At 73.5% G+C, this 20306-nt stretch carries 16 protein-coding genes; 5 read left to right on the top strand and 11 right to left on the bottom strand.

Annotation, left to right across the window (positions count from 1 at the left end):
• Positions 1-66 precede the first annotated feature (66 nt).
• The 3 genes from AB0G28_RS11125 (at position 67) to AB0G28_RS11115 (ending at position 1264) form a co-directional block, all read left to right on the top strand.
• The gene (locus AB0G28_RS11125; protein ID WP_361086233.1) at positions 67-408 is read left to right on the top strand and encodes a winged helix-turn-helix domain-containing protein; all 342 of its coding nucleotides are present in this window, start codon (positions 67-69) and stop codon (positions 406-408) included.
• 154 nt (positions 409-562) lie between these two features.
• Positions 563-910 (top strand): hypothetical protein, encoded by a 348-nt coding sequence (locus AB0G28_RS11120; protein ID WP_361086230.1) that lies wholly within the window; start codon positions 563-565, stop codon positions 908-910.
• Between the two features lie 126 nt (positions 911-1036).
• Positions 1037-1264 (top strand): hypothetical protein, encoded by a 228-nt coding sequence (locus AB0G28_RS11115; RefSeq protein ID WP_361086298.1) that lies wholly within the window; start codon positions 1037-1039, stop codon positions 1262-1264.
• A gap of 59 nt (positions 1265-1323) precedes the next feature.
• Here AB0G28_RS11115 and AB0G28_RS11110 read toward each other — a convergent pair whose 3' ends face one another.
• Together AB0G28_RS11110 and AB0G28_RS11105 are read right to left on the bottom strand one after the other, a co-directional pair.
• Positions 1324-1602, bottom strand: a complete 279-nt coding sequence (locus tag AB0G28_RS11110; protein WP_361086227.1) for a hypothetical protein — start codon at positions 1600-1602, stop codon at positions 1324-1326.
• A gap of 26 nt (positions 1603-1628) precedes the next feature.
• Positions 1629-1904, bottom strand: a complete 276-nt coding sequence (locus AB0G28_RS11105; protein WP_361086224.1) for a hypothetical protein — start codon at positions 1902-1904, stop codon at positions 1629-1631.
• A gap of 267 nt (positions 1905-2171) precedes the next feature.
• Here AB0G28_RS11105 and AB0G28_RS11100 point away from each other — a divergent pair, with 267 nt between their 5' ends.
• Both AB0G28_RS11100 and AB0G28_RS11095 read left to right on the top strand, forming a co-directional pair.
• The gene (locus tag AB0G28_RS11100; RefSeq protein WP_361086221.1) at positions 2172-2465 is read left to right on the top strand and encodes a hypothetical protein; all 294 of its coding nucleotides are present in this window, start codon (positions 2172-2174) and stop codon (positions 2463-2465) included.
• Between the two features lie 61 nt (positions 2466-2526).
• Positions 2527-4167 carry a glycoside hydrolase family 13 protein gene (locus AB0G28_RS11095; RefSeq protein ID WP_361086218.1) on the top strand — a complete coding sequence of 547 codons (1641 nt, stop codon included), beginning with the start codon at positions 2527-2529 and terminating at the stop codon, positions 4165-4167.
• A gap of 100 nt (positions 4168-4267) precedes the next feature.
• Here AB0G28_RS11095 and AB0G28_RS11090 read toward each other — a convergent pair whose 3' ends face one another.
• The 9 genes from AB0G28_RS11090 to AB0G28_RS11050 all read right to left on the bottom strand — a co-directional run bounded on the left by AB0G28_RS11090 (position 4268) and on the right by AB0G28_RS11050 (position 20282).
• The gene (locus AB0G28_RS11090; protein ID WP_361086215.1) at positions 4268-4861 is read right to left on the bottom strand and encodes a LuxR C-terminal-related transcriptional regulator; all 594 of its coding nucleotides are present in this window, start codon (positions 4859-4861) and stop codon (positions 4268-4270) included.
• A 102-nt stretch (positions 4862-4963) separates the two neighbouring features.
• Positions 4964-5566, bottom strand: a complete 603-nt coding sequence (locus AB0G28_RS11085) for a PAS domain-containing protein (RefSeq protein ID WP_361086212.1) — start codon at positions 5564-5566, stop codon at positions 4964-4966.
• 140 nt (positions 5567-5706) lie between these two features.
• On the bottom strand, positions 5707-6441 hold the full coding sequence (fabG, locus tag AB0G28_RS11080) for a 3-oxoacyl-[acyl-carrier-protein] reductase (RefSeq protein WP_361086209.1): 735 nt from the start codon (positions 6439-6441) through the stop codon (positions 5707-5709).
• The gene (locus AB0G28_RS11075; RefSeq protein WP_361086206.1) at positions 6438-7397 is read right to left on the bottom strand and encodes a beta-ketoacyl synthase N-terminal-like domain-containing protein; all 960 of its coding nucleotides are present in this window, start codon (positions 7395-7397) and stop codon (positions 6438-6440) included. Before AB0G28_RS11075 ends, fabG begins: the two co-directional genes overlap by 4 nt.
• Positions 7394-8617, bottom strand: coding sequence for a beta-ketoacyl-[acyl-carrier-protein] synthase family protein (locus tag AB0G28_RS11070; RefSeq protein ID WP_361086203.1), 1224 nt, complete (start codon positions 8615-8617; stop codon positions 7394-7396). Before AB0G28_RS11070 ends, AB0G28_RS11075 begins: the two co-directional genes overlap by 4 nt.
• On the bottom strand, positions 8617-8868 hold the full coding sequence (locus tag AB0G28_RS11065; RefSeq protein WP_361086200.1) for an acyl carrier protein: 252 nt from the start codon (positions 8866-8868) through the stop codon (positions 8617-8619). The genes AB0G28_RS11070 and AB0G28_RS11065 overlap by 1 nt, the downstream gene beginning before the upstream one ends.
• Before the next feature lie 10 nt (positions 8869-8878).
• Positions 8879-9088 (bottom strand): MbtH family protein, encoded by a 210-nt coding sequence (locus AB0G28_RS11060; RefSeq protein ID WP_361086197.1) that lies wholly within the window; start codon positions 9086-9088, stop codon positions 8879-8881.
• Positions 9085-19038 (bottom strand): amino acid adenylation domain-containing protein, encoded by a 9954-nt coding sequence (locus tag AB0G28_RS11055; protein ID WP_361086195.1) that lies wholly within the window; start codon positions 19036-19038, stop codon positions 9085-9087. Before AB0G28_RS11055 ends, AB0G28_RS11060 begins: the two co-directional genes overlap by 4 nt.
• The gene (locus AB0G28_RS11050; protein ID WP_361086193.1) at positions 19035-20282 is read right to left on the bottom strand and encodes a condensation domain-containing protein; all 1248 of its coding nucleotides are present in this window, start codon (positions 20280-20282) and stop codon (positions 19035-19037) included. Before AB0G28_RS11050 ends, AB0G28_RS11055 begins: the two co-directional genes overlap by 4 nt.
• Positions 20283-20306: the final 24 nt, after the last annotated feature.

The following is a 20306-nucleotide window of genomic DNA, read 5'->3' as shown; positions in this document are numbered from 1 at the left end:
TCCGGCGTCTTCCCGTTCGGACACACTCTCCGCCGACCACTGCCCGCCGAACACATCCGGGGAATCATGACCGAAGTGATCGAACGCACTCCGTCACGGGAGCCGGTCCTGCGCGTCCAAGGACTCGAAATGAACCTGCGGACCGGCGCGGTGCACTACCGGGGAGAAGCGGTCCACCTCACGCCCACCGAGTCCCGGCTGCTGCGGGTGCTCATGCTCAACGCGAACCGCGTCAGCCCGATCTGGCTGCTCGAGCGCGCCCTCGGCGGCACTCGCGGCGACAGCCGGAAGATCCGGTTCTACGTCGCCCGGCTGCGCCGGAAGCTCGGCGACCACCACCGCGTGCTGATCCGCACGGCACACGGCACCGGGTACCGGCTCTCCGGCCGGACCGTTTCCCCGTCCTGACCCCTTTTCCCGTTCCCAGCGGGAATCCGGGATTCGCTTCGGGATTCGCGGATACAGCGGATCACTCGAACTGACCTAATCTTCGCGGCACGAGCGAAACCGATCGGCGGCTCGCTCGAACACGAACGATCGAAAGGCCGCGTGGGAAATGAAGATGCGTACCCTCACGAAGATCACGACCGGCGTCGTCGCGTCCGCGCTGGTGTGCGCGGGGCTGCTCGGCGCGGCCGGCACGGCCGGTGCCGCCACGCCGGCGGCGTCGGCCGACATCACGGTGCCGGGCCTCGGCAGCGTGACCCTGACCGGCACGGTCGTGGCCGTCCACGGCAAGTACGTCACCATCGTCCTGGACCGCTCCGGGCACAAGGTCGTCGTCGAGTGGACCTCGCTGACCAAGGTCGTCGGCGATCTCAAGAAGGACGCCAAGGTCCAGGTCGTCACCTCGGCCCTGAGCTCGCTCATCGGCCTGATCAAGGCGGACGCGATCACCGTCCTCGGCTGACGCGGGCAATGCGGAACGGGGCCCGTGGAGACTCTCCGCGGGCCCTTGTTCTTTTCGAGATCGGAACCGACCATGGACCACGATCCCCGCTCGGCGGGCCCCGCGCTCACCCGCCGGGCCGTGAACATGCTCAAGGCCGTCGCCGACGGCCGCGCCGAGCTTTCCCTCGGCTGCGAACCGGATCTCTACGTCGACGGAATCCCCTGCTGCGACCAGGTGACCGCACGCACCCTCGGCAGGCTGGGCCTGATCGCGGCGAGCAGGCCCGGCCGGGTGGGCGAGCGGGTTCCCGCCTTGGTGACCGGCGAAGGCCGGCGCGCGCTCGCCGCGTCGGACGTCCGGATCGCCGGGTGAGCGAGACCGGACAGCACGGAACGGGCGCACGCCGAAGCGTGCGCCCGTCCGGTACCGGATCAGCCGCGGGTGAGCTCGTTCAGCCGCACCGACAGCAAGTCCGAAGAGGACAGCAGCCGGTGCTGCGCGGCTCCGGCGTCGACGAGTTCTTCCTCGCCGTCGAACTGGCCGTGCTTGTGGTAAAACGCTTTCGCGGCGAAGTAGCCGATACCCACGGCCCCCAGCCCGACCGCGGCGAGGTCGACCGCGGCGGGAGTGCACGCGATGGTCACCTCTCGGCCGCCGAACTCCAGCGGTTCGAGCGACCCGGTGAGCGAATCCGGCGAAACGACGTTCATTTCATCCTCCATCGGTGGATTGACGTTCAGGCGCGGCGGGCGGCGGCTTGGTCGCGCATTCCGAGCAATTCCGCGACCGGAAGCCCCGAAACGCCGTCCGGGACGTCGATCCCGTCCGACTGCTGCACGCAACCGTGGTAGTGGCAGTTGACCCAGCCGACGCCGGCCCCGAAGATCACCCCCGCCGCGGTGGCCGCGGCGATCGCCCAGGTGCAGGCCGTGGGTTCCACTGCCTGGCCGCCAAAGGAAAGAGGCTCCAGCCCCGGGATCTCCGGGTCCTGCACGGACTCGATCAGTTCCATCTCTTCTCCTCTGCTTCGAACCGCGCCCCGCTCCCTTGCGTGGGCTCAGCCACGATAAACAGCGGATCCCCGGCCGGTCATCCACCGATTGACGGATAATCACCGGAGCCGTCAAGCGGGGTGCGGGCGAACTGCGCGATTCTCCGAAAAAACGGGAACTTGCCACCGCGATCCGCCGGTTCGGTTGCCTCGCGGGAACGCGCGGCCATCATGGCCTTACCGGCCCGGAAGAACGGGCAGCCGCCACCGTACACAGAGGACGAAACCATGACGACTGTTGTCGAAGCCGCCGCGGCCGAACACTTCTCCCCCGAAGGCAGCGCGCCGGTCCCGCTGCGAGTGCCCGACGCCGTCATGCCGCTGGCGTGCGCCGCCGAATTCGACACCGTCTACGTCGGGGTCACCGCGTTCACCTACATCGTGCGGGCCGCCCGGCACGTCGTCCGCAACGGCTTCGACGAGACCGGTGGTTTCCCGGTGACCGAAAGCCCGGCCACGCCGGACCGCATGTCGGCCGTCGAACTGCTCGCCGCGCGCAGCGCCGTGCTCGGCACGTTGTGACCCCCCGCGGGCCCGCGACCGCCCTCACGGGGTGGTCGCGGGCCCGTGCGAAGATCGAGGGGTGTCCCGAACTTCCTCGCGCCCGCGCTCGTTCTGGGACGACGCGGTCGTTTACCAGCTGTACGTCCGTTCGTTCGCCGACAGTGACGGCGACGGCGTCGGCGACCTCGGCGGGGTGATCCGGCGGCTCGGCCACATCGCCGGGCTCGGCGCCGACGCCGTCTGGCTCAACCCCTGCTACCCCTCGCCCCAGGCGGACCACGGCTACGACATCGCCGACTACCGCGCCGTCAACCCCGAGTACGGCAGCCTCGAGACGTTCGACCGGCTGGTCGCCGAGGCGCACGCCCGCGGGCTGCGGATCCTCATGGACCTCGTCCCGAACCACTGCTCGGACCGGCACCCGTGGTTCACCGCGGCCCTCGCCGCGGGCCCCGGCTCGCCGGAACGCGCGCGGTTCCTCTTCCGCGACGGCCGGGGTGACCAGCCGCCCAACAACTGGCAGTCGGTCTTCGGCGGGCCCGCCTGGACCCGCGTCACCGAGCCCGACGGCACGCCCGGGCAGTGGTACCTGCACCTGTTCACCCGCGAGCAGCCGGACTTCGACTGGCGGAACCCCGAGGTCCTCGAGTACTTCGACGACGTCCTGCGGTTCTGGTTCGACCGCGGGGTCGACGGGTTCCGCATCGACGTGTGCCACGGGATGATCAAGGACGCGGCCCTGCGGGACTGGGACGGCGACGGGTACAACGCCCGCAGCTGGAACCAGCCGGAGGTCCACGAGATCTTCCGCCGCTGGCGCGCGCTGACGGCGGGCTACGGCCCCGGGCGCGACCTGCTGCTGGTCGGCGAGGTGTGGGTCCCCGACCCGGCCGACCTCGACCACTACCTGCGCCCGGACGAGCTGCACCAGGCGTTCTCCTTCGACCTGCTGGTCCAGCCGTGGGCGGCGCCGGCACTGCGCGGCGCCGTCGAACGCGCCGTGGCCCGCACGGCGGCCCACGGCGCCCCGGCGGCGTGGACGCTGGCCAACCACGACGTGCACCGGGCGGTCACCCGCTACGGCATCGTCCGTCCCGAGCCGGCACCGGAGAGCAACGACGCCTTCGCGGCCTTGATGCGCCCGCGCGGCGAGGTCGACACCGCACTGGGCGAACGTCGGGCCCGCGCCGCCTTGCTCCTGCTGCTGGCCCTGCCGGGCTCGGTCTTCCTTTACCAGGGCGAGGAACTGGGCCTGCCCGAGGTTCTCGACCTGCCCGACGAAGCGCGCCAGGACCCGGTGTTCCACCGGACGGGCGGACAGGAGAAGGGCCGCGACGGCTGCCGCGTCCCGCTGCCCTGGACCGCACAGGCCCCGGCGTTCGGGTTCGGCACCGGTGTGCCGTGGCTGCCGCAGCCGGACTGGTTCGCCCGGTACGCGGTGGACGTCGAAGAGCAGGACGACGCGTCGACGCTGCACCTCTACCGCCGAGCCCTCCGGGCGCGCCGGGACCGCGGCCTCGGCGCGCCCGGGCCGCTGGAATGGCTCGACACCGGGGAGGACGCCGTGCTCGCTTTCCGGCGCGGGGAACTGGTGTGCGTGGTCAACACCGGGAGTACGCCGTTCACCCCGCCCGCCGAGTGGGGCGAGGCCGTACTCGGGAGTGCGCGCTTCGTGGGCGAGCTGCCGGGTGATTCCGCGGCCTGGTTCGTGCCCGCCTGAACACCTCGCCGCCGGAGGTCTTGAACGACTCGTTCAAGACCTCCGGCGACCTGAACGAGTCGTTCAAGACAGGCGGCACCGGGCCGCGACGCGGGACCGGTCAGGAACCCACGGCCTCGCGGGATTCTCCGAGCAGCCGCGGATCCACCCGAGGCGGCCAGGTGTCCACTGTGTACACCCCCGCCGCGTGGGCCTTGGCCACCAGGGCCGTGCGGTTGGGCACGCCGAACTGCCGGATCATCGCGCCGACGTGGTACTCCACGCCCTGGCGGCTCAGGTGGGCCCGTTCGGCCAGCTCGGTCGTCGGGACGCCCGCCGCCAGTCCCTCCAGGATCAGCGCCTCGAGCCGGCTCAGGGGCGGGCGGCGGTCCCGGTCGGGCGAGACGCGGCGGGCGGCCAGCACGATCCGCCGCGAGCCGGCCAGCGCCAGGGCCGTCAGCTCGGCGGCGACCATCGTCCCGCCCAGGCCGGCGAGCACCACCCGCTCGGTCGCTTCGAGGCGGCTACCGGTGGCCAGCGCCGTCAGCGCGTGCCGTGGTCCTTCGGCGGCGTCGGGGTGCAGGCACTCGAGGATTCCCCGGTGCCGCAGCTCGAACGCGGACACCCCGAACAGTGCGAAGAACCCGTCTTCGGCGGTCAGCACGCGGAAGTTCTCGTCGACGCACGCGACGTGCCAGGTCCTCGGTTCGCCCATGTCACCCACCCCGTAGTGCTCGGATGCCGGAATTCAACTCTCCGGGGCGGCCGCCGCGGTACCCGCGATCCACGCGAGCCGGGACGCGACGGTGCGGAAAGGTCATTCCTCCCGGGCGTGACCGGCCACGCGCGGCGGCCACTGCGACGGGCACAGCACACCCGACGTGTAAGCCTTCGACACCAGCGCCGCCCGGCTGGGGGCGCCCAGCTTCCGCAGCATCGCGCCGATGCGGTAGTCGACGGCCTGGCGGCTCAGGTACAGCCGCATCGCGATCCGGACGGTCGGCTCCCCCGCCGCCAGCCCTTCCAGGATGCGCGCGTCGAGGTCGTCCAGCCGGACCGGCGGCGCGGATCCGGCCGGGTGGGCGAGCAGCACCACACACAGCTCGCCGTCGCCGCCGGTGATCGTGCGACCCGTGACGTCGACGGCGAACGGGCCGGGCCCGGTGAGCCGCGCGTCGAAACGATCTTCGCGGCCACTCACCAGCTCTCCCAGCTCGCGCCGCACGGTCTCCTGGAACACCGGCGGGAACCAGTCGGGGAACGCCGTGCCGATGACGTCGTCCGGCGTGGTCCCGAAGAGCTCCGCGAACGCGCCGTTCACCCGCCGCACGACCAGGCCGGGGTCCAGTTCGACCATCCCGGCACCCGGCTCCCCGGCCTCCGGGCGCCGCTTTCCCCGGCGCAGGGCCACCTCGCTCATGCTGATCACCGTCCCGTCGCCCGTGGCTCCACCGAGGTGCGGAGCCCGCGCGTCCACGCTAGGCAGAGGACGTCCCGGCGATGAAGGCGATTCGGTTCCGGGCGGAGCCGGGTTCCGCCGAAAGCGGAGCGGCTCCCCCGTCACCGGACGAGCCCGCCGTCGACGTGCAGGACCGAACCGGTGATGTACCCCGCCCGCTCGGAGACCAGGAACCCGACCAGGTCCGCGACCTCGGCGGCCGTGCCGAACCGCCGCAGCGGGACGTCGGCCAGCGCGCGCTCGCGGGTCCGCTCGTCGAGGACGGCGACCATGTCGGTGTCGATGAACCCCGGCGCCACGACGTTGACGCGGACGCCGTAGCGCCCGACCTCCTTGGCCAAGGCCTTGCCGAACCCGATCGTGCCGGCCTTCGAGGCGCTGTAGTTGGTCTGCCCGGCATTGCCGTGCACCCCCGCGATCGAGCTGATCGCGACCACCGTGCCCGCCTTGCGCTTCATCATCCCGAAGACCACCGACCGGCACACGTGGTAGACGCCGTCCAAATTGGTCTCCAGCACGGCTTTCCAGTCCTCGTCCGGCATCCGCACCAGCGGCCGGTCCCGGGTGATGCCCGCGGACGTCACCGCGGCGGTGACCGGCCCGAGCTCCCGCTCGGTGCGCGCGACCCAGGCCCGGACGGCTTCTGCGTCGGCGACGTCGACCCGCTCGGCCAGCACCCGCACACCCAGCTCCGCCAGCTCCTTCTCGACCTCGCGGGCGGCGTCTTGATCGGAGCGGTAGCAGAAGCTCACGGCGAAACCGTCCCGGGCCAGGCGGACCGCGACGGCCCGGCCGATCCCGCGCGAGCCGCCGCTGACCAGCGCCACCCCGCTCATCCCGGGCCGCCCAGCCGCAGCACCGCGCAGACCACCGCGCCGTCACGGTCCGCCGAGCCGACGACGGCGACGTCGCCGGGTTCGCCGGTCGTCAGCACCCCGGCGACCTGGAACATCGCCGTCGCCGCGCCGGTGTCGCCGATCAGCTCGGCCACCGGGTCGGCGCGGTCCGGCACGCCCGACCACGACTCGGTCGTGACGTCGTCCGCCGACAGACCCGCCGCGGCCAGCGCATCGTCCACACAGGACGACAGCGCGCCCTCGACGTCACCCGGCAGAGCGACCCGCGACCGCACCGCGAGCACCTCGGCCAGTGGCGCGCGGTCGGCCGCGGGCTCGACGCGCAGCATCACGCAGCCCTCGCCCAGCACGCCGTCGACGCCGCTGTGGGACTCGATCCAGGACCGCGTGTCGGAGTACTCCTCGACCGCCCCGACGAGCACGTTCGAGGCCCGTCCGGCCCGCAGCAGGCGGAGGGCGTAGGCCAGCGCCGAGAGACCGGCCGCCCGGCCGCCGGCCAGCGTCACGTTCGGCCCGGTCAGGCTGTGCCAGATCGCACACTGCCCGGCGGCCGAGTTCATGATCGAGTTCGGCATCCGGCCCGCATCGACGAAGTACGGCTTGGCCTCGACGAGAGACGAGCGGGTGAAGTCCATGGTGCTCTGCAGGCTGCCCATGGTGCCGAGCACGAGCCCTGAGCGGTCGCCGCGTTCGGCGGGCCGTCCAGCGGTCAGGCGGCCGGCCGCCCACACGGCGAGCCCGATGAGCCGGTCCATCGACCGGGTGCCCTTCCGGCCCAGCAGCTCGCGGGCGTCGAAGCCGGGGACCAGCGCCGCCTGGTGGACCGCGCCGTCGGACACGGCCGCCGCCCGGCCGGCGCGCAGACCGTCCACGAAGGACTCGCGGTCGATGCCGTACGGCGAGACCGCCGTCCACGCCGTGATGACCGGGTTCACCGGGCCACCTCCTCGTCGAACCGGCCGAGGACGACGACGGCGTTGTTGCCGCCGAAGGCCAGGCCGTTGTTCTGCACGACCTTCAGCTCGGCCTCGACCGCCCGGTTGGGCACGCAGTCGATGGCACACTCCGGGTCGGTCTCGCGGTGGTTGATGGTCGGCGGGATGAACCGGTGGGTGATGCCCAGCCCGCACGCGATCGCGGCCAGCGCGCTCGCGGCGCCCATCGCGTGGCCGAGCATCGACTTGAACGACACCGTCGGCGGCGGCTTCTCCCCGTACACGTCCCGGATCGCCCCCGTTTCGGTGACGTCGTTCGCGGGCGTGCCGGTGCCGTGCGCCGAGACCAGGTCCACCTCGTCCGGGTCGACGCGGGCGTCGGCCAGGGCCAGCTCGATGCACTCCTTGATGCTCGCCCGGTCGGGCGCGACGGGGTGCAGGGCGTCGCAGTTGATCGCGTACCCGAGCACTTCCGCGTAGATCGGGGCGCCGCGGCGCAGCGCGGACTCCGCGCTCTCCAGCACGATCACCCCGGCCCCCTCGCCGGTGAGGATGCCCTTGCGGCCGGAGTCGAACGGGCGGCAGCAGTCCGGGGCCACCGTCCCGAGCCGGTAGAACCCGGCGAACGTCTTGCGGCACATGGCATCCGCGCCGCCACACAAGGCGAAGTCGGCTTCGCCCGTGCGGACGGCGTCGAACCCCGTGCCGATGGCGTAGTTCCCGGCCGAGCAGGCGGTCGCCACCGTGAGCGCTTCCACATCGGACAGTGCGAGGTCGTGTGCGATCGCCGCGGACAGCCGGGTGGCCGGCGAGCGGCGGGCCCGCACCGGGTCCATCGCCGCCGGGCCGTGGGCGAGCTCGATCTCCGCCAGCCGGTCCAGGTCGTGGGCCTCGCCGTCGGTGGTGCCGACGCAGATCATGCCGCGCCGGGCACGCAGCTCGTCTTCGGTGAGCCCGCCGTCCTCCACGGCCATCCGGGACGCCGCGACGGCGAACCGGCTCGCCCGGCCGAGCTCGTCCGGGTCGAGCCGGCGGATCCAGGGCCGCGGATCGAACCCCGCGACCTCGCAGCCCATCGTGTGCTCGAACCCTTCGGTGTCGAAGACGCTGATCGGCCGGGCGCCGCTGCGGCCCGCGCGCAACGCCTCCGCGAACGCGGCCCGGCCGATGCCGATGCTCGACACGACGCCGAGCCCGGTCACCACCACCCGGCGGCTCATCAGATCGCTTCCGCCTCGGTGACGACGCGGTAGACGCCGTCGAGGGTGAGCATCGTCTTCAGCTGCGACTCGGCGATCCGGATGCGGTAGCGCTTCTCGCACTGGGAAACCAGCTCGATGAGCGACAGCGAGTCGACGCCGAGGTCGTCGACGAACGAGCTCGTGCCGGTGATCTCGCCGGGTTCGAGCTCGAGCACGTCGCACACCAGCTCGCGCAGCTCGTCGTAGAGATCGGCCTTCACTTCGGTCATGGCGGGACTCCTATTCACCCATGGCGCGGACGAGGCTCGCCGGCCGCATGTCGGTCCAGTTCTCTTCGACGTAGGCCAGCGCGGCTTCGCGGGTCGCGTCGCGCAGGACCACCGTCCAGCCCGCGGGCACCTCGGCGAAGGCGGGCCACAGGGAGTGCTGGTTCTCGTCGTTGACCAGCACGTGGAAGGTGCCGTCGGGGTCGTCGAACGGGTTGCTCATCGCTGCTCCTCTCGGAAACCGTGCGCACAGTCAAGCAGTGCCGCGTCGAGAATTTCGCCAATGTGCTTCAGCGGTCCGGGCCTGGTCAGGTCGGCGTGCGCGGCGTCGACCGCGTGGACGTCGACGGCGTCGACGTGCGGTCCCCAGACCTCGGCCGGGTCGTCCGGCGCGTCCGCGGCGGCGAAGTGCAGCAGCCGCCCGGAACAGCGGCCCGGCACGAACTTCCGTGCCAGTTCGTCGTTGTTGCGCCACACCGCCACCAGCCGCCGCAACTGCTCTTCGCCGAAGTCCGGCGAGAGCCCGGAGCCGGCGACCGCGTCCAGGATGGTCCCGTGGATCTCCTGCTCTCCCACCGGTTCGCCGGTGGGTGCCAGCGGGTGGCTGTCCAGGCTGACCAGGAGCGCGACCTCGTCGCCCTGTTCCTGCAGCAGCACCGCGATGTGGTGGGCGACGAGCCCGCCGAACGACCAGCCCAGCAGGTGGTAGGGACCGGCGGGCTGGATCTCGCGGATCCGGCCGAGGTAGTCCGCCGCCATCTCCTCCAGCGACGCCGGCAGCGGCTCGTCCCCGGCCAGGCCGCGGGCCTGGAGGCCGTAGACCGGCCGCCGCGGGTCGAGGTGCGGCACCAGCCCGAGGTAGGACCAGCTCAGCGCGCCGATCGGGTGCACGCAGAACAGCGGCGGCAGGTCCCCGCCGGTGCGCAGCGGGAGCACCGGTTCGAAAGCGCTTTCGCGAGTCCCGGCATGGCCGAGGCGCTCGGCCAGCCCGGCGACGGTGGGCCGTTCGAACAGCGCCCGGACGCCGAGCTCGACGTCCAGTGCGGCGCGGATCCGGCTGACCAGGCGGGTCGCGGTGAGCGAATGCCCGCCCAGGTGGAAGAAGTCGTCGTCCACCCCGACCGCCGGCACTTCCAGAACTTCCGCGAAGAGGGCGCACAATGCCCGTTCGCGTTCGGTACGCGGCTCGCGGCCGCCGCCGGACACGTCCGGCGCGGGCAGGGCGGCGCGGTCCAGCTTCCCGCTGGCCGTCACCGGGAACGCCTCGAGCGCGACGAAGGCCGAGGGCACCATGTACTGCGGCAGCTGCGCGGCCGCGCGGGCCCGCAGCGCGCCGGCATCGGCGTCGCCGACGACGTACGCGACGAGCTGGTGGTCGCCCGCGGCGAGCGGGCGCGGCAGCACGACCACGTCCGAGACGCCGGCGTGGCCCCGCAGCACGGCCTCGATCTCGCCGGGCTCGACGCGCACGCCGCGCACCTTGACCTGGTGGTCGACCCGGCCGAGGTACTCGACCTCGCCGTCGTGGTTCCAGCGGGCGCGGTCGCCGCTGCGGTACATCCGGGCACCGGGCGCCCCGAACGGGTTCGCGACGAACCGCTCGGCGGACAGCCCCGGCTTGCCCTGGTACCCACGGGCCAGCTGCGTGCCCGCGACGTACAGCTCGCCGGCCACGCCCGGGGGGACCGGCCGCAGCCAGCGGTCGAGTACGTACACCTGGCTGTTCCACAGTGGACGTCCGATGGGGACGGTCGTGGCCGGTCCCGGCGGGGAGGTCCACGCGGTGACTTCGATCGTGGTTTCGGTCGGGCCGTAGAGGTTGTGCAGTTCGGCGTCCAGGGTCGCGTGGAGCCGGTCGCGCAGGGCCGGGGTGAGGGCCTCGCCGCTGCAGAACACGCGGCGCAGCCCGGTGAGGCCGGCGGCTTCGGGCAGGAAATCCCGCAGCATCGAGGGGACGAAGTGGACGTCGGTGACGCCGTGGCGCCGGATGGCGTCGGCGAGGTAGGCCGGGTCGCGGTGGCCGTCGGGCCGGGCGAGGACGAGCGTCCCGCCGGAGACCAGCGGCCAGAAGAACTCCCACAGCGCCACGTCGAACCCGCACGAGGTCTTCTGCAGCACCCGGCCCGGGCGCCCGAACGTCTCGCGCATCCACAGCAGCCGGTTGGCCAGTGCCGCGTGCGAGACGACGACGCCCTTCGGTTTGCCGGTCGACCCCGAGGTGTACATGAGGTACGCCGCGCTGTCGCCCGAGACCGGGCCAGGGAAGCTCGCCTCGCCGTCGAGGCCGACGTCGTCGAGGACGAACACGGGCCGGGCGTCGCCGAGGAGGTGGGCGACGCGCTCGGCCGGGTGGTCCGGGTCGATCGGCAGGAAGGCCGCGCCGGTGCGCAGGACCGCGAGCAGCGCGACCACCAGGTCCACCGACCGCGGCAGCGCGATCGCCACCACGCGTTCCGGCCCGGCGCCGCGGCTCGCCAGCGCGTGCGCGAGCCGGTCCACCCGGATCTCCAGCTCCCGGTAGGTGACCTGCTCGTCTTCGTCGAGCGCGGCGACCGCCCCCGGCGTCGCGACGGTCTGGGCGCGGACCAGCTCGGGCACCGTCACCGGCGGCGTCGCGTGCGTGGTGGCGTTCCACTCGCGCACCACCCGCTCGCGTTCCGCGGCGTCGGTCAGCTCCAGTGAACCGATCGGACGGGCCGGGTCCGCGACGGCGGCTCGCAGGACCCGGCTCAGCCAGGCGGTGATCCGCTCGGCGGTGCCGCGGTCGAACAGGTCGGTGCTGTACTCCAGCGATCCGGCGAGCCCGGCCGGGGCGCCGCCGTCGTGCCGCTCGGCGTAGTCGAGGAGCAGGTCGAACTTCGCGGTGTCGGTGTCCACCGTGCCGACCACCGCGTGCAAGCCGCCGGGCTCGTCGCCCGCGTCCGGCACGTTCCGGGCCACGAGCATGACCTGGAACAGGGGGTTCCGCGCCAGGGAACGCGCCGGGCCGAGCGCGTCGACGACCAGCTCGAACGGCACGTCCTGGTGGGCGAACGCGGCCAGGTCGGTCTCGCGGACGCGGGCCAGCAGTTCCTCGACCGACACCGCACCCGAGACGTCGGTGCGCAGGACCAGGGTGTTGACGAAGAAGCCGACGAGGTCTTCCAGAGCCCGGTCGGTGCGGCCGGCGACCGCGGTGCCGATCGGGATGTCCGGGCCCGCGCCGAGTTTCGCCAGGGTCACCGCCAGCGCGGCCTGCACGGCCATGAACACCGTCGTCCCGGTGCGCCGGGCCAGCTCGGCCAGGCCACGGTGGATGCCGGCGTCGGCTTCCCACGGGACGCGGTCGCCGCGCAGGGACAACGCGGGCGGGCGCGGGCGGTCGAACGGCAGCGCCAGCTCGTCCGGCGCGCCGTCGAGGGCTTGGCGCCAGTAGGCGAGCTGGCCGCTGACCGCACTGTCCGGATCGGACTCGTCGCCGAGGCTTTCCCGTTGCCAGAGGGCGAAGTCGGCGTACTGGACGGGCAGGTCCGGCCACTCGGGTGCCGAACCCGCGGTACGGGCGCGGTAGGCCGTGGTGAAGTCGGCGGTGAGCGGCCCGAACGACCACGCGTCCCCGGCGATGTGGTGCAGCACCAGCGCCAGGACGTACTCGTCGCCGCCCGGGGCGAACAGCCGGACGCGCAGCGGCAGGTCGGCGGCGAGGTCGAACCGTTCGTCTACGAACTCCCCGACCGCGCTTTCCCCGGCGACGTCCCGGATGACGTCGAAGCGCAAGCGGGACAAGGCTTCTTCCGGGTCGAGGACGCGCTGGTACGGAGAGCCGTCGTGCTCCTCGAAGACCGTGCGCAGGCTCTCGTGGCGGACGACCACGTCCGCGAGCGCGGCCCGCACGGCGGCGACGTCGACCTCGCCGGTCAGCCGCACCACGGTGGGGATGTGATAGGCCGTACCGCCGTCGCCGAGCTGGTCGAGGAACCACAGCCGCTGCTGCGCGAACGACAGCGGGATCCGCTCGGGCCGCTCCCCCGTCCGCAGGGCCGGCCGGGCCGGGGCGGCCGCGGCCTCGATCGCCCGGGCGAGCCCGGCGACGGTCGGCGCCTCGAACACGGCCGAGACGGGCAGTTCGACGCCGAAGACCGCGCGGACGCGGCCGACCAGGCGGGTGGCCAGCAGCGAGTGCCCGCCGAGGTCGAAGAAGCCGTCACCGGTCCCGATCCCGGGCTGCCCCAGGACGTCCGCGAAGAGTCCGCAAAGGATCTCCTCGCGGGGCGTCTTCGGTTCGCCGCCCGCCCGGACGGCGACCGGCCACGCCGGTTCGGGCAGCGCGCGCCGGGCGATCTTGCCGTTCCCGTCGACCGGCAGCACCGGCAACGGGGCCAGGACCGCGGGCACGAGCGCGGCGGGCAGCTTGCCCGCCAAGGCCGTGCGCGCCGCCGCGCCGTCGAAGTCGCCGGCCGGGACGACGTAGCCGACGAGGGACGGCTGCCCGGCGGGGTCGGGCCGGACCGCCGCGGCGGCGTCGCGGACGCCGTCGAGCGCGTGCAGCGCGGCTTCGACCTCGCCCAGCTCGATGCGCACGCCGCGCACCTTGACCTGGTCGTCGGCGCGGCCGAAGTACTCCAGCTCGCCGCCGCGGTTCCAGCGCACCCGGTCACCCGTGCGGTACATCCGGGAACCGGGAGCCCCGAACGGGTTCGCGAGGAACCGTTCCGCGGTGCCGCCGGCGCGTCCGGCGTAGCCGCGGGCGACGCCCGTGCCGCCGACGTACAGCTCGCCGACCACGCCCGGCGGGACGGGCCGCAGCTCGGGCCCCAGGACGTAGAGCCGGGTGTTGCGCACCGGCCGCCCGATCGGGACGACGTCACCGGGGCCGAGGAAGGCGTGCGTGACGTCGTCCGAGCACTCGGTGGGGCCGTAGGCGTTGACCAGGCCGATGCCGGGGAACCGGGCGAGCCAGCGGTCGCGCAGGTCGGGCGGGAACGCCTCGCCGGTCACCACCAGCCAGCGGACGCCGGCCAGGTCCACGCGCGGATCCCACTCGTCGAGGGCGGTGCGCAGCAGCGACGGGACCACCTCGACCACGGTCACGCCGTCCGCGTCGACGACGTCGAACAGCCGCCGCGGGTCGGACCGCAGGCCGGCGCCCACCACGCGCACGGTGCCGCCGGCCAGCAGCGCGGCGAAGCTCTGCCACACCGAGATGTCGAACGTCAGCGGGGCGTTCTGCAGCACGGTGTCGGTCGCGGTCAGGCCCAGGTCCTCGATCTTGGCGAGCAGGTGGTTCACCATGCCGCCGTCGCACACGACGACGCCCTTGGGCCGCCCGGTCGAGCCCGAGGTGAACAGCACGTACGCGGCGTCGCCGGGGTGCCGCGGCACCGGCGTGAAGTCCACAGTGGACTCGCGGTCGGCGATCACCCGCAAACCCGGTACGGCCGCGGCGATCTCCTCCGCGCGCGAAGGAGATCCCCCGGAGGCCAGCAGCACGGACGCGCCCGCGTCGGCGAGCATCCCGGCGATCCGCTCGACGGGCGCGGCCGGATCCACCGGCACGTACGCGCCGCCCGCGGCCCAGACCCCGAGCACCGCGCCGGCGAACTCGCGGCCGGGGTCGCCGAGGATCCCCACCACCGGTCCCCCGGCGGGCAGCGCCGCGGCCACGCCCGAGGCGTACGCCCACAGCTCGCGGTAGGACCACGCACCGTCGTCGTCGGCGACCGCCTCGGCGCGCGGCGTCGTCCGCGCACGTTCCCGCACCCGTGTGGGCACGTCCACGAACTCCTCGGCGCGCGCGGTCTCGTTCCACCGAGTCAGCACCAGGTCGCGCTCGGCGTTGTCCAGCACCGAGAACGCGCTGATCGGCCGGTCGGGGGCCGCGACCAGCGCACCGAGCAGCCGGACGAGCCGCCGGGCGATCGCCCGGCCGGTTTCCGCGTCGAACAGGTCGGCGGCGGCCTCCAGGAAGGCCCGGATGCCCGCGGGGGCGCCGTCGCGATCGTGCCGCTCCCGCATGATGAACATGAGGTCGTAGTCCATGGCTTCGAGGGCCTGGTGCTCGAGCCCGGCGGTCAGGCCGTCGAACTCGAACCGCACTTCGTCGAGGTTCTCGAACTCGAGCATCACCTGGAACAGCGGGTGCCGCGCGGCCGAACGCACCGGGTTGAGCGCGTCGACGACCCGCTGGAACGGCACGTCCTGGTGGCTGAACGCGGCCAGGTCGGTGCGCCGGACCCGGTTCAGCAGCTCGCGGAACGTCGGGTCGCCGCCGAGGTCGGTACGCAGCACGAGGACGTTGACGAAGTTGCCGATGAGGTCGTCCAGCGCCTCGTCGGTGCGCCCGGCCACGGCGGTGCCGAGCGGGATGTCCGTGCCCGCGCCGAGCTTGCCCAGCAGCACCGCGAGCGCGGCCTGCACGACCATGAACGCCGTGGTGCCGGTCTGGCGGCAGACGTCGGTGAGCGTGCGGTGGACGGCCGCGTCGATCTCGAAGTCGAAGCCGAGCCCCCGGTAGGACGGCATCGCGGGGCGCGGCCGGTCCACGGGCAGCGTCAGTTCCTCGGGCAGTCCATCCAAGGTGGACTTCCAGTACGCCAGCTGCCGCGAAAGGCCACTGTCCGGATCGGACTCGTCGCCGAGAATCGCGTGCTGCCACAACGTGTAGTCCGCGTACTGCACCTTCAGCGGTGTCCACGGGGGAGCGTGCCCGGCGGCGCGGGCGTTGTAGGCGTCGGCGAAGTCGCGGGCCAGCGGGACCAGCGACCAGCCGTCGACGGCGATCTGGTGCAGGATCAGGACGAACAGGTGCTCGTCGGCGGCTTCGCGGAACAGCACCGCCCGCACCGGCAGCTCGGTGGCGGTGTCGAAGCGCCGGTTCACCGACGTGATCTTCCCGGGCCCGCGGACGTCCAGGCGGGCCAGCTCGCGCGCCCGGGCGACGTCCAGGATCCGCTGCCGCGGTTCGCCGTCGGCGACCGGGTACAGCGTGCGCAGGGACTCGTGCCGCTCGACGACGTCGCCGAGCGCGGCGGAGAACGCCTCGACGTCGAGCTCGCCGTGCAACCGGATCGCCAGCGGCGGCATCTCCAGTGAGCCTTCCCGCCCGGCGATCTCGTCGATGAACCAGAAGCGTTCCTGGACGTAGGACAGCGGCAGTTCCCCGCCCGGCCGCGGCATCGCCGTCAGCGCGGGGCGGGCCCCGGATTCGCCGGCGAGGCGGTCCGCCAGCTCGGCGACGGTCGGGGCGTCGAAGATCGTCCGGACTCCCAGGTCGGTGCCCAGGACCGTGCGGATCCGCCCGGCCAGCCGGGTGGCGAGGACCGAGTGGCCGCCGAGGTGGAAGAAGTCGTCGCCGGGACCGACCGACGGCACCTTGAGCACTTCGGCGAACAACACGCAGAGGATCTGCTCCAGGGAGGTCCGCGCGCGGCGGTCCCGCGCGCCGGAGAAGTCCGGCGCGGGCAGGGCGCGGCGGTCCACCTTGCCGTGGGGGGTCAGCGGGAACGCGTCCAGGACCACGAAGGCCGACGGGACGCAGTGCTCGGGCAGCCGGGCGGCCGCCCACGTGCGCAGCTCGTCCGCGCCGGCGGTGCCGGTCACGTAGGCGACCAGGCGGCGGTCGCCGTCGTCGTCCCGGGCGAGCACGACCACGCCGGTGACGCCGTCGCCGGCGGCGAGCACGGTTTCGATCTCGCCGGGCTCGATGCGGAAGCCGCGGATCTTGACCTGCTCGTCGGCGCGGCCACGGAACTCCAGCTCGCCGCCGGTCCAGCGGACGCGGTCGCCGGTGCGGTACATCCGCGTCCCCGCCGGGCCGAAGGGGTCGGCGACGAACCGTTCCGCCGTGAGCCCGGGGCGGCGCAGGTAGCCCCGCGCGACCTGGGTGCCCGCGAGGTACAGCTCACCGGTGACGCCGGGCGGCACCGGCCGCAGCGCGGAGTCGAGCACGTAGGCATCGGTGTTCGCGACCGGCCGCCCGATCGGCGGCGCGTCTTCGACGTGCTCCGGCAGCGTGAAGCCGGTCGCGTTGATGGTGGTTTCGGTGGGGCCGTAGAAGTTGACGACCCCGCGGGTCGCCGCGCGCAGCCGGTTCGCCAGCTCGGCACCGACCGCTTCGCCGCCGACGATGGCGCGCAGCCCGGCGAGCGCGCCGGCGTCCTCTTCCAGGACGTAGTGCCACAGCGCGGGCCCGGCGTCCATCAGCGTGATCCGGGCGTCGCGGATCAGGCGGGTCAGCGCGACCGGGTCGCGGACGGTGTCGTGGTCGGCGACGACCAGCGTGGCTCCGGCGGTCAGCGGCGCGAACAGCTCTTCGAGCGAGATGTCGAACGTCGGCGCCGCGACGGCCAGCACCCGGTCCCCCGGCGCGTGCCCGCAGGCGCGGACGACGTCGGCGATCGCGTTGGCCAGCGCGCGCACCGGCACCACGACGCCCTTCGGGCGCCCGGTCGAGCCGGACGTGCTGATCACGTACGCGGGGTGGTCAGGCCGGACGTCGCGCGAGGGGTCGGTGTCCGGCCACCCCGCGGCTTCGGTGTCGCGCAGCACGACCACCGGTTCGGTGTCGGCGATCAGCCCGGCGACGCGCTCGGCCGGGTGCCCGGGATCGAGCGGGAAGTAGGCCGCGCCGGACTTGGCGACCGCGAGCGCGGCGACGACCAGGTCCGCCGAACGCGGCAGCACGACGGCCACCACCTGCTCCGGCCCGGCGCCCGCGGCGATCAGCCGGTGGGCCAGCCGGTTGGCCCGCGCGTTCAGCTCGCGGTAGGTCAGCGAGGCGTCGTCGTGTTCGACGGCGACGGCGTCCGGGGTGCGCGCCGCCTGCGCCTCGACCAGGTCCGCGACCGGCAGGCCCGGCTCGTGACGCGGCCCGCGGCCGTCGGCCAGCACCCCGGCCAGCTCGGCCGCGGTGAGCGCGGAAACCCGGCCCAGGGGGCGGTCCGGCTCGGCGACCAGCGTGCGCAGGAGGTCGAGGACCCGGTCGGCGGTGCGGCGGGCGGTCCCGGCGTCGAGGACGTCGTCGCGGTACTCCAGCCGCAGGCGCAGGCGCTGGTTCGGCACGACGGTCAGGCTCAGCGCGTAGTGCGTGGCATCCCGGGCTTCGGCGGCGCTCGCGCGCAGCCCGGCGATCTCGCCGTCGAGGCCTTCCGCGGCGAGCGGGTAGCTCTCGAAGACGAACGCCGCGTCGAACAGCTCGCCGAGCCCGGCCTGCCGCTGGACCTCCCAGAGCGCGAGGTGCTGGTGCGGAAGGAGGCCGAACTGCTCGCGTTGCAGGCGTCCCAGGGTGCCGGCGAGGGTGGCGGCCGGGTCGAGCCGGACGCGGACGGGCAGCGTGTTGATGAACAACCCGACCATGTCCGCGATGCCCGCGACCTCCGGCGGCCGTCCCGCGGTGACCGCGCCGAACACGACGTCGGAGCGGCCGGTGAGCCCGCCGAGCACGATCGCCCAGCAGCCCTGCAGGACGGTGTTGAGCGTCAGCCCTTCGGCGCGCGCCCAGGCGGTGACGTCCGCGGTCAGCCGCTCCGGCACGTCGACGACCAGTGCCGTGGGCAGCTTCGGCTCGCGCAGCCGCCCGGGCGCGGCGACGAGCGTCGGCTCGGCGAGGCCGTCGAGGGCTTCCCGCCAGGCCTGCTCGGCCGCGGCCCGGTCCTGGCCGCGCAGCCACTTCAGGTAGTCACGGTGGTCCGGCGCCGGCGGCACCGGGTGCCCGGCATAGCGCGCGAAGAGGTCACGCAGGATCAGCGGCATCGACCAGCCGTCGGCGAGGACGTGGTGGTTGGTCGAGACGAGCCGAAAGCGCTTTCCACCCAGCCGGATCAGCAGGAACCGCAGCAGCGGCGGGTTTTCGACGTCGAACGGGCGGACCCGCTCGGCGTCGACGATCGCGTCCGCTTCGCCGTCCGGGCGGTCGCGGAGATCGACCTCGCGCCACGGCAGGCGGGCACGGGCCGGGACGACCTGCACCGGTTCGCCGGAGCGGCGCCGGCGGAAGCAGGCACGCAGGGCCGGGTGCCGGTCCAGCAGCGCCTGCCCGGCCGCGCGCAGCGCCGGCACGTCGAGGTCGCCTTCGAGGTCGACGACGAGCTGGACGTGGTAGACGTCCGTGCCGCTGTCACTCAAGGCGGCGTGGTAGAGCAGCCCTTCCTGCAACGGCGTCAGCGGGAGGACGTCCTGCAGTCCGTGGGTGGTCACAGCGCTCCCTCCCGGGCGAAGTCCGCGAGGAACGCCGCGAACCGCGCCGCGTGCGCGGCCACCTCGTCCTGGCGGTACAGCGCGGGGTTGGCGATGACGGTGAGGGGAAGTCCGCCCTCGGGTGTTTCGCCGACGACGAATTCGATGTCGTCGACCTGGCCGGTGGACAGGTCGTGCACGCTCGCGCGGCAGCCGCCGGAAAGCCGTTCCTGGCCGACGCGCAGGATGTTCACGGTCGGGCCGAACGGGCGCGGATCACCGGGCAGGCCCAGGTGTTCGCGCACCCACCGCCCGCGGTAGCGCTGGTGCCGCACGGTCTTCTTGATCTCCGCGGCCGCCGCCGCGACGAGCTCGCCGCGGGGCATCCCCGGCCGGATCGGCACCGGCACCGGCAGCGCGTTCGCCACCATGCCGGGGATCGGCCGCAGCTGTGCGTCCGTGCGGGCGGTGGTCAGCAGGTTCAGCAGGACGTCGGGGGTGCCGGTCGTCCGCTGCACGTACGCCGCCGTCGCGGCGACCAGCAGCCCGGGCAGGGCCGCCCGGACCTCCCACGCGGCCTCCCGGAGCTTCCGCGCGACCTCGCCGGGCACCAGCGCGGTCTCGCGGACGAAGTCGGCCGCGGGCACGAACGGACGGCTCGACAGCGTCGTCGGCTCCAGCTTCCGGGGGAAGCGGCTCGCCCACATCGCCCGGTCGCGTCCGTGCCGGGCGGGATCGGCGTGGTAGGCCACGTCGTCCTCGACCAGGAGCCGCAGGGGCGGCGGCGCGCCCTTCCCCGCGTCCGGTCCGGCGTCGTAGATCTCGAGGATTCGCCGGAAGAGCAGGAGCTGGCTGAAGCCGTCGGACACGACGTGGTGCACGCACACGTAGCCCAGGTGGTGCTCCGGGGCGACCCGGATCAGCGCGAACCGGGGCAGCATCGGCGCGGTCAGGTCGAAGGGCCTGCGGAGGTCCGCCCGCATCCACTCCTCGGCCGCGTCGCGGCTCAGGTCGAGCAGGGCCACGTCGGGTTCGGCGGCCACGACGGCCTGCCGCGTCTCACCGTCTTCGAGCACGAACCGCACGCGCAGGGTCTCGGCTTCCCGCACCGCGGTCCGCACCGCGGCCGTCCACCGGCCGGCGTCCAGCGGGCCGTGGATGTCGTAGACGCCGCCGAGGTTGTACACCGCGTTGCCCGACTCTCGCACGCAGCGCTGCCAGAGCTCCGACTGGGCGGCGGTCAGCGGTAGCACCGTCTCGGGCATCGGGGGCGCTCCTCTCCGGGGGCG

Origin of the sequence: Amycolatopsis sp. NPDC021455 (assembly GCF_040640995.1) — a bacterium.
In the GTDB taxonomy this organism is placed as follows: domain Bacteria; phylum Actinomycetota; class Actinomycetes; order Mycobacteriales; family Pseudonocardiaceae; genus Amycolatopsis.
Note: the sequence above shows the minus strand (reverse complement) of the source record. Positions and strands in the feature narration are given on the sequence as shown.

Excerpts from the sequence above, each read along its gene's own strand:
- AB0G28_RS11070 (WP_361086203.1), bottom strand. The coding sequence starts at position 8,617 with ATGAGCCGCCGGGTGGTGGTGACCGGGCTCGGCGTCGTGTCGAGCATC.
- AB0G28_RS11085 (WP_361086212.1), bottom strand. The coding sequence starts at position 5,566 with ATGAGCGAGGTGGCCCTGCGCCGGGGAAAGCGGCGCCCGGAGGCCGGG.
- AB0G28_RS11060 (WP_361086197.1), bottom strand. The coding sequence starts at position 9,088 with ATGAGCAACCCGTTCGACGACCCCGACGGCACCTTCCACGTGCTGGTC.
- fabG (WP_361086209.1), bottom strand. The coding sequence starts at position 6,441 with ATGAGCGGGGTGGCGCTGGTCAGCGGCGGCTCGCGCGGGATCGGCCGG.
- AB0G28_RS11065 (WP_361086200.1), bottom strand. The coding sequence starts at position 8,868 with ATGACCGAAGTGAAGGCCGATCTCTACGACGAGCTGCGCGAGCTGGTG.
- AB0G28_RS11090 (WP_361086215.1), bottom strand. The coding sequence starts at position 4,861 with ATGGGCGAACCGAGGACCTGGCACGTCGCGTGCGTCGACGAGAACTTC.
- AB0G28_RS11120 (WP_361086230.1), top strand. The coding sequence starts at position 563 with ATGCGTACCCTCACGAAGATCACGACCGGCGTCGTCGCGTCCGCGCTG.
- AB0G28_RS11115 (WP_361086298.1), top strand. The coding sequence starts at position 1,037 with ATGCTCAAGGCCGTCGCCGACGGCCGCGCCGAGCTTTCCCTCGGCTGC.
- AB0G28_RS11100 (WP_361086221.1), top strand. The coding sequence starts at position 2,172 with ATGACGACTGTTGTCGAAGCCGCCGCGGCCGAACACTTCTCCCCCGAA.
- AB0G28_RS11050 (WP_361086193.1), bottom strand. The coding sequence starts at position 20,282 with ATGCCCGAGACGGTGCTACCGCTGACCGCCGCCCAGTCGGAGCTCTGG.
- AB0G28_RS11105 (WP_361086224.1), bottom strand. The coding sequence starts at position 1,904 with ATGGAACTGATCGAGTCCGTGCAGGACCCGGAGATCCCGGGGCTGGAG.
- AB0G28_RS11110 (WP_361086227.1), bottom strand. The coding sequence starts at position 1,602 with ATGAACGTCGTTTCGCCGGATTCGCTCACCGGGTCGCTCGAACCGCTG.
- AB0G28_RS11125 (WP_361086233.1), top strand. The coding sequence starts at position 67 with ATGACCGAAGTGATCGAACGCACTCCGTCACGGGAGCCGGTCCTGCGC.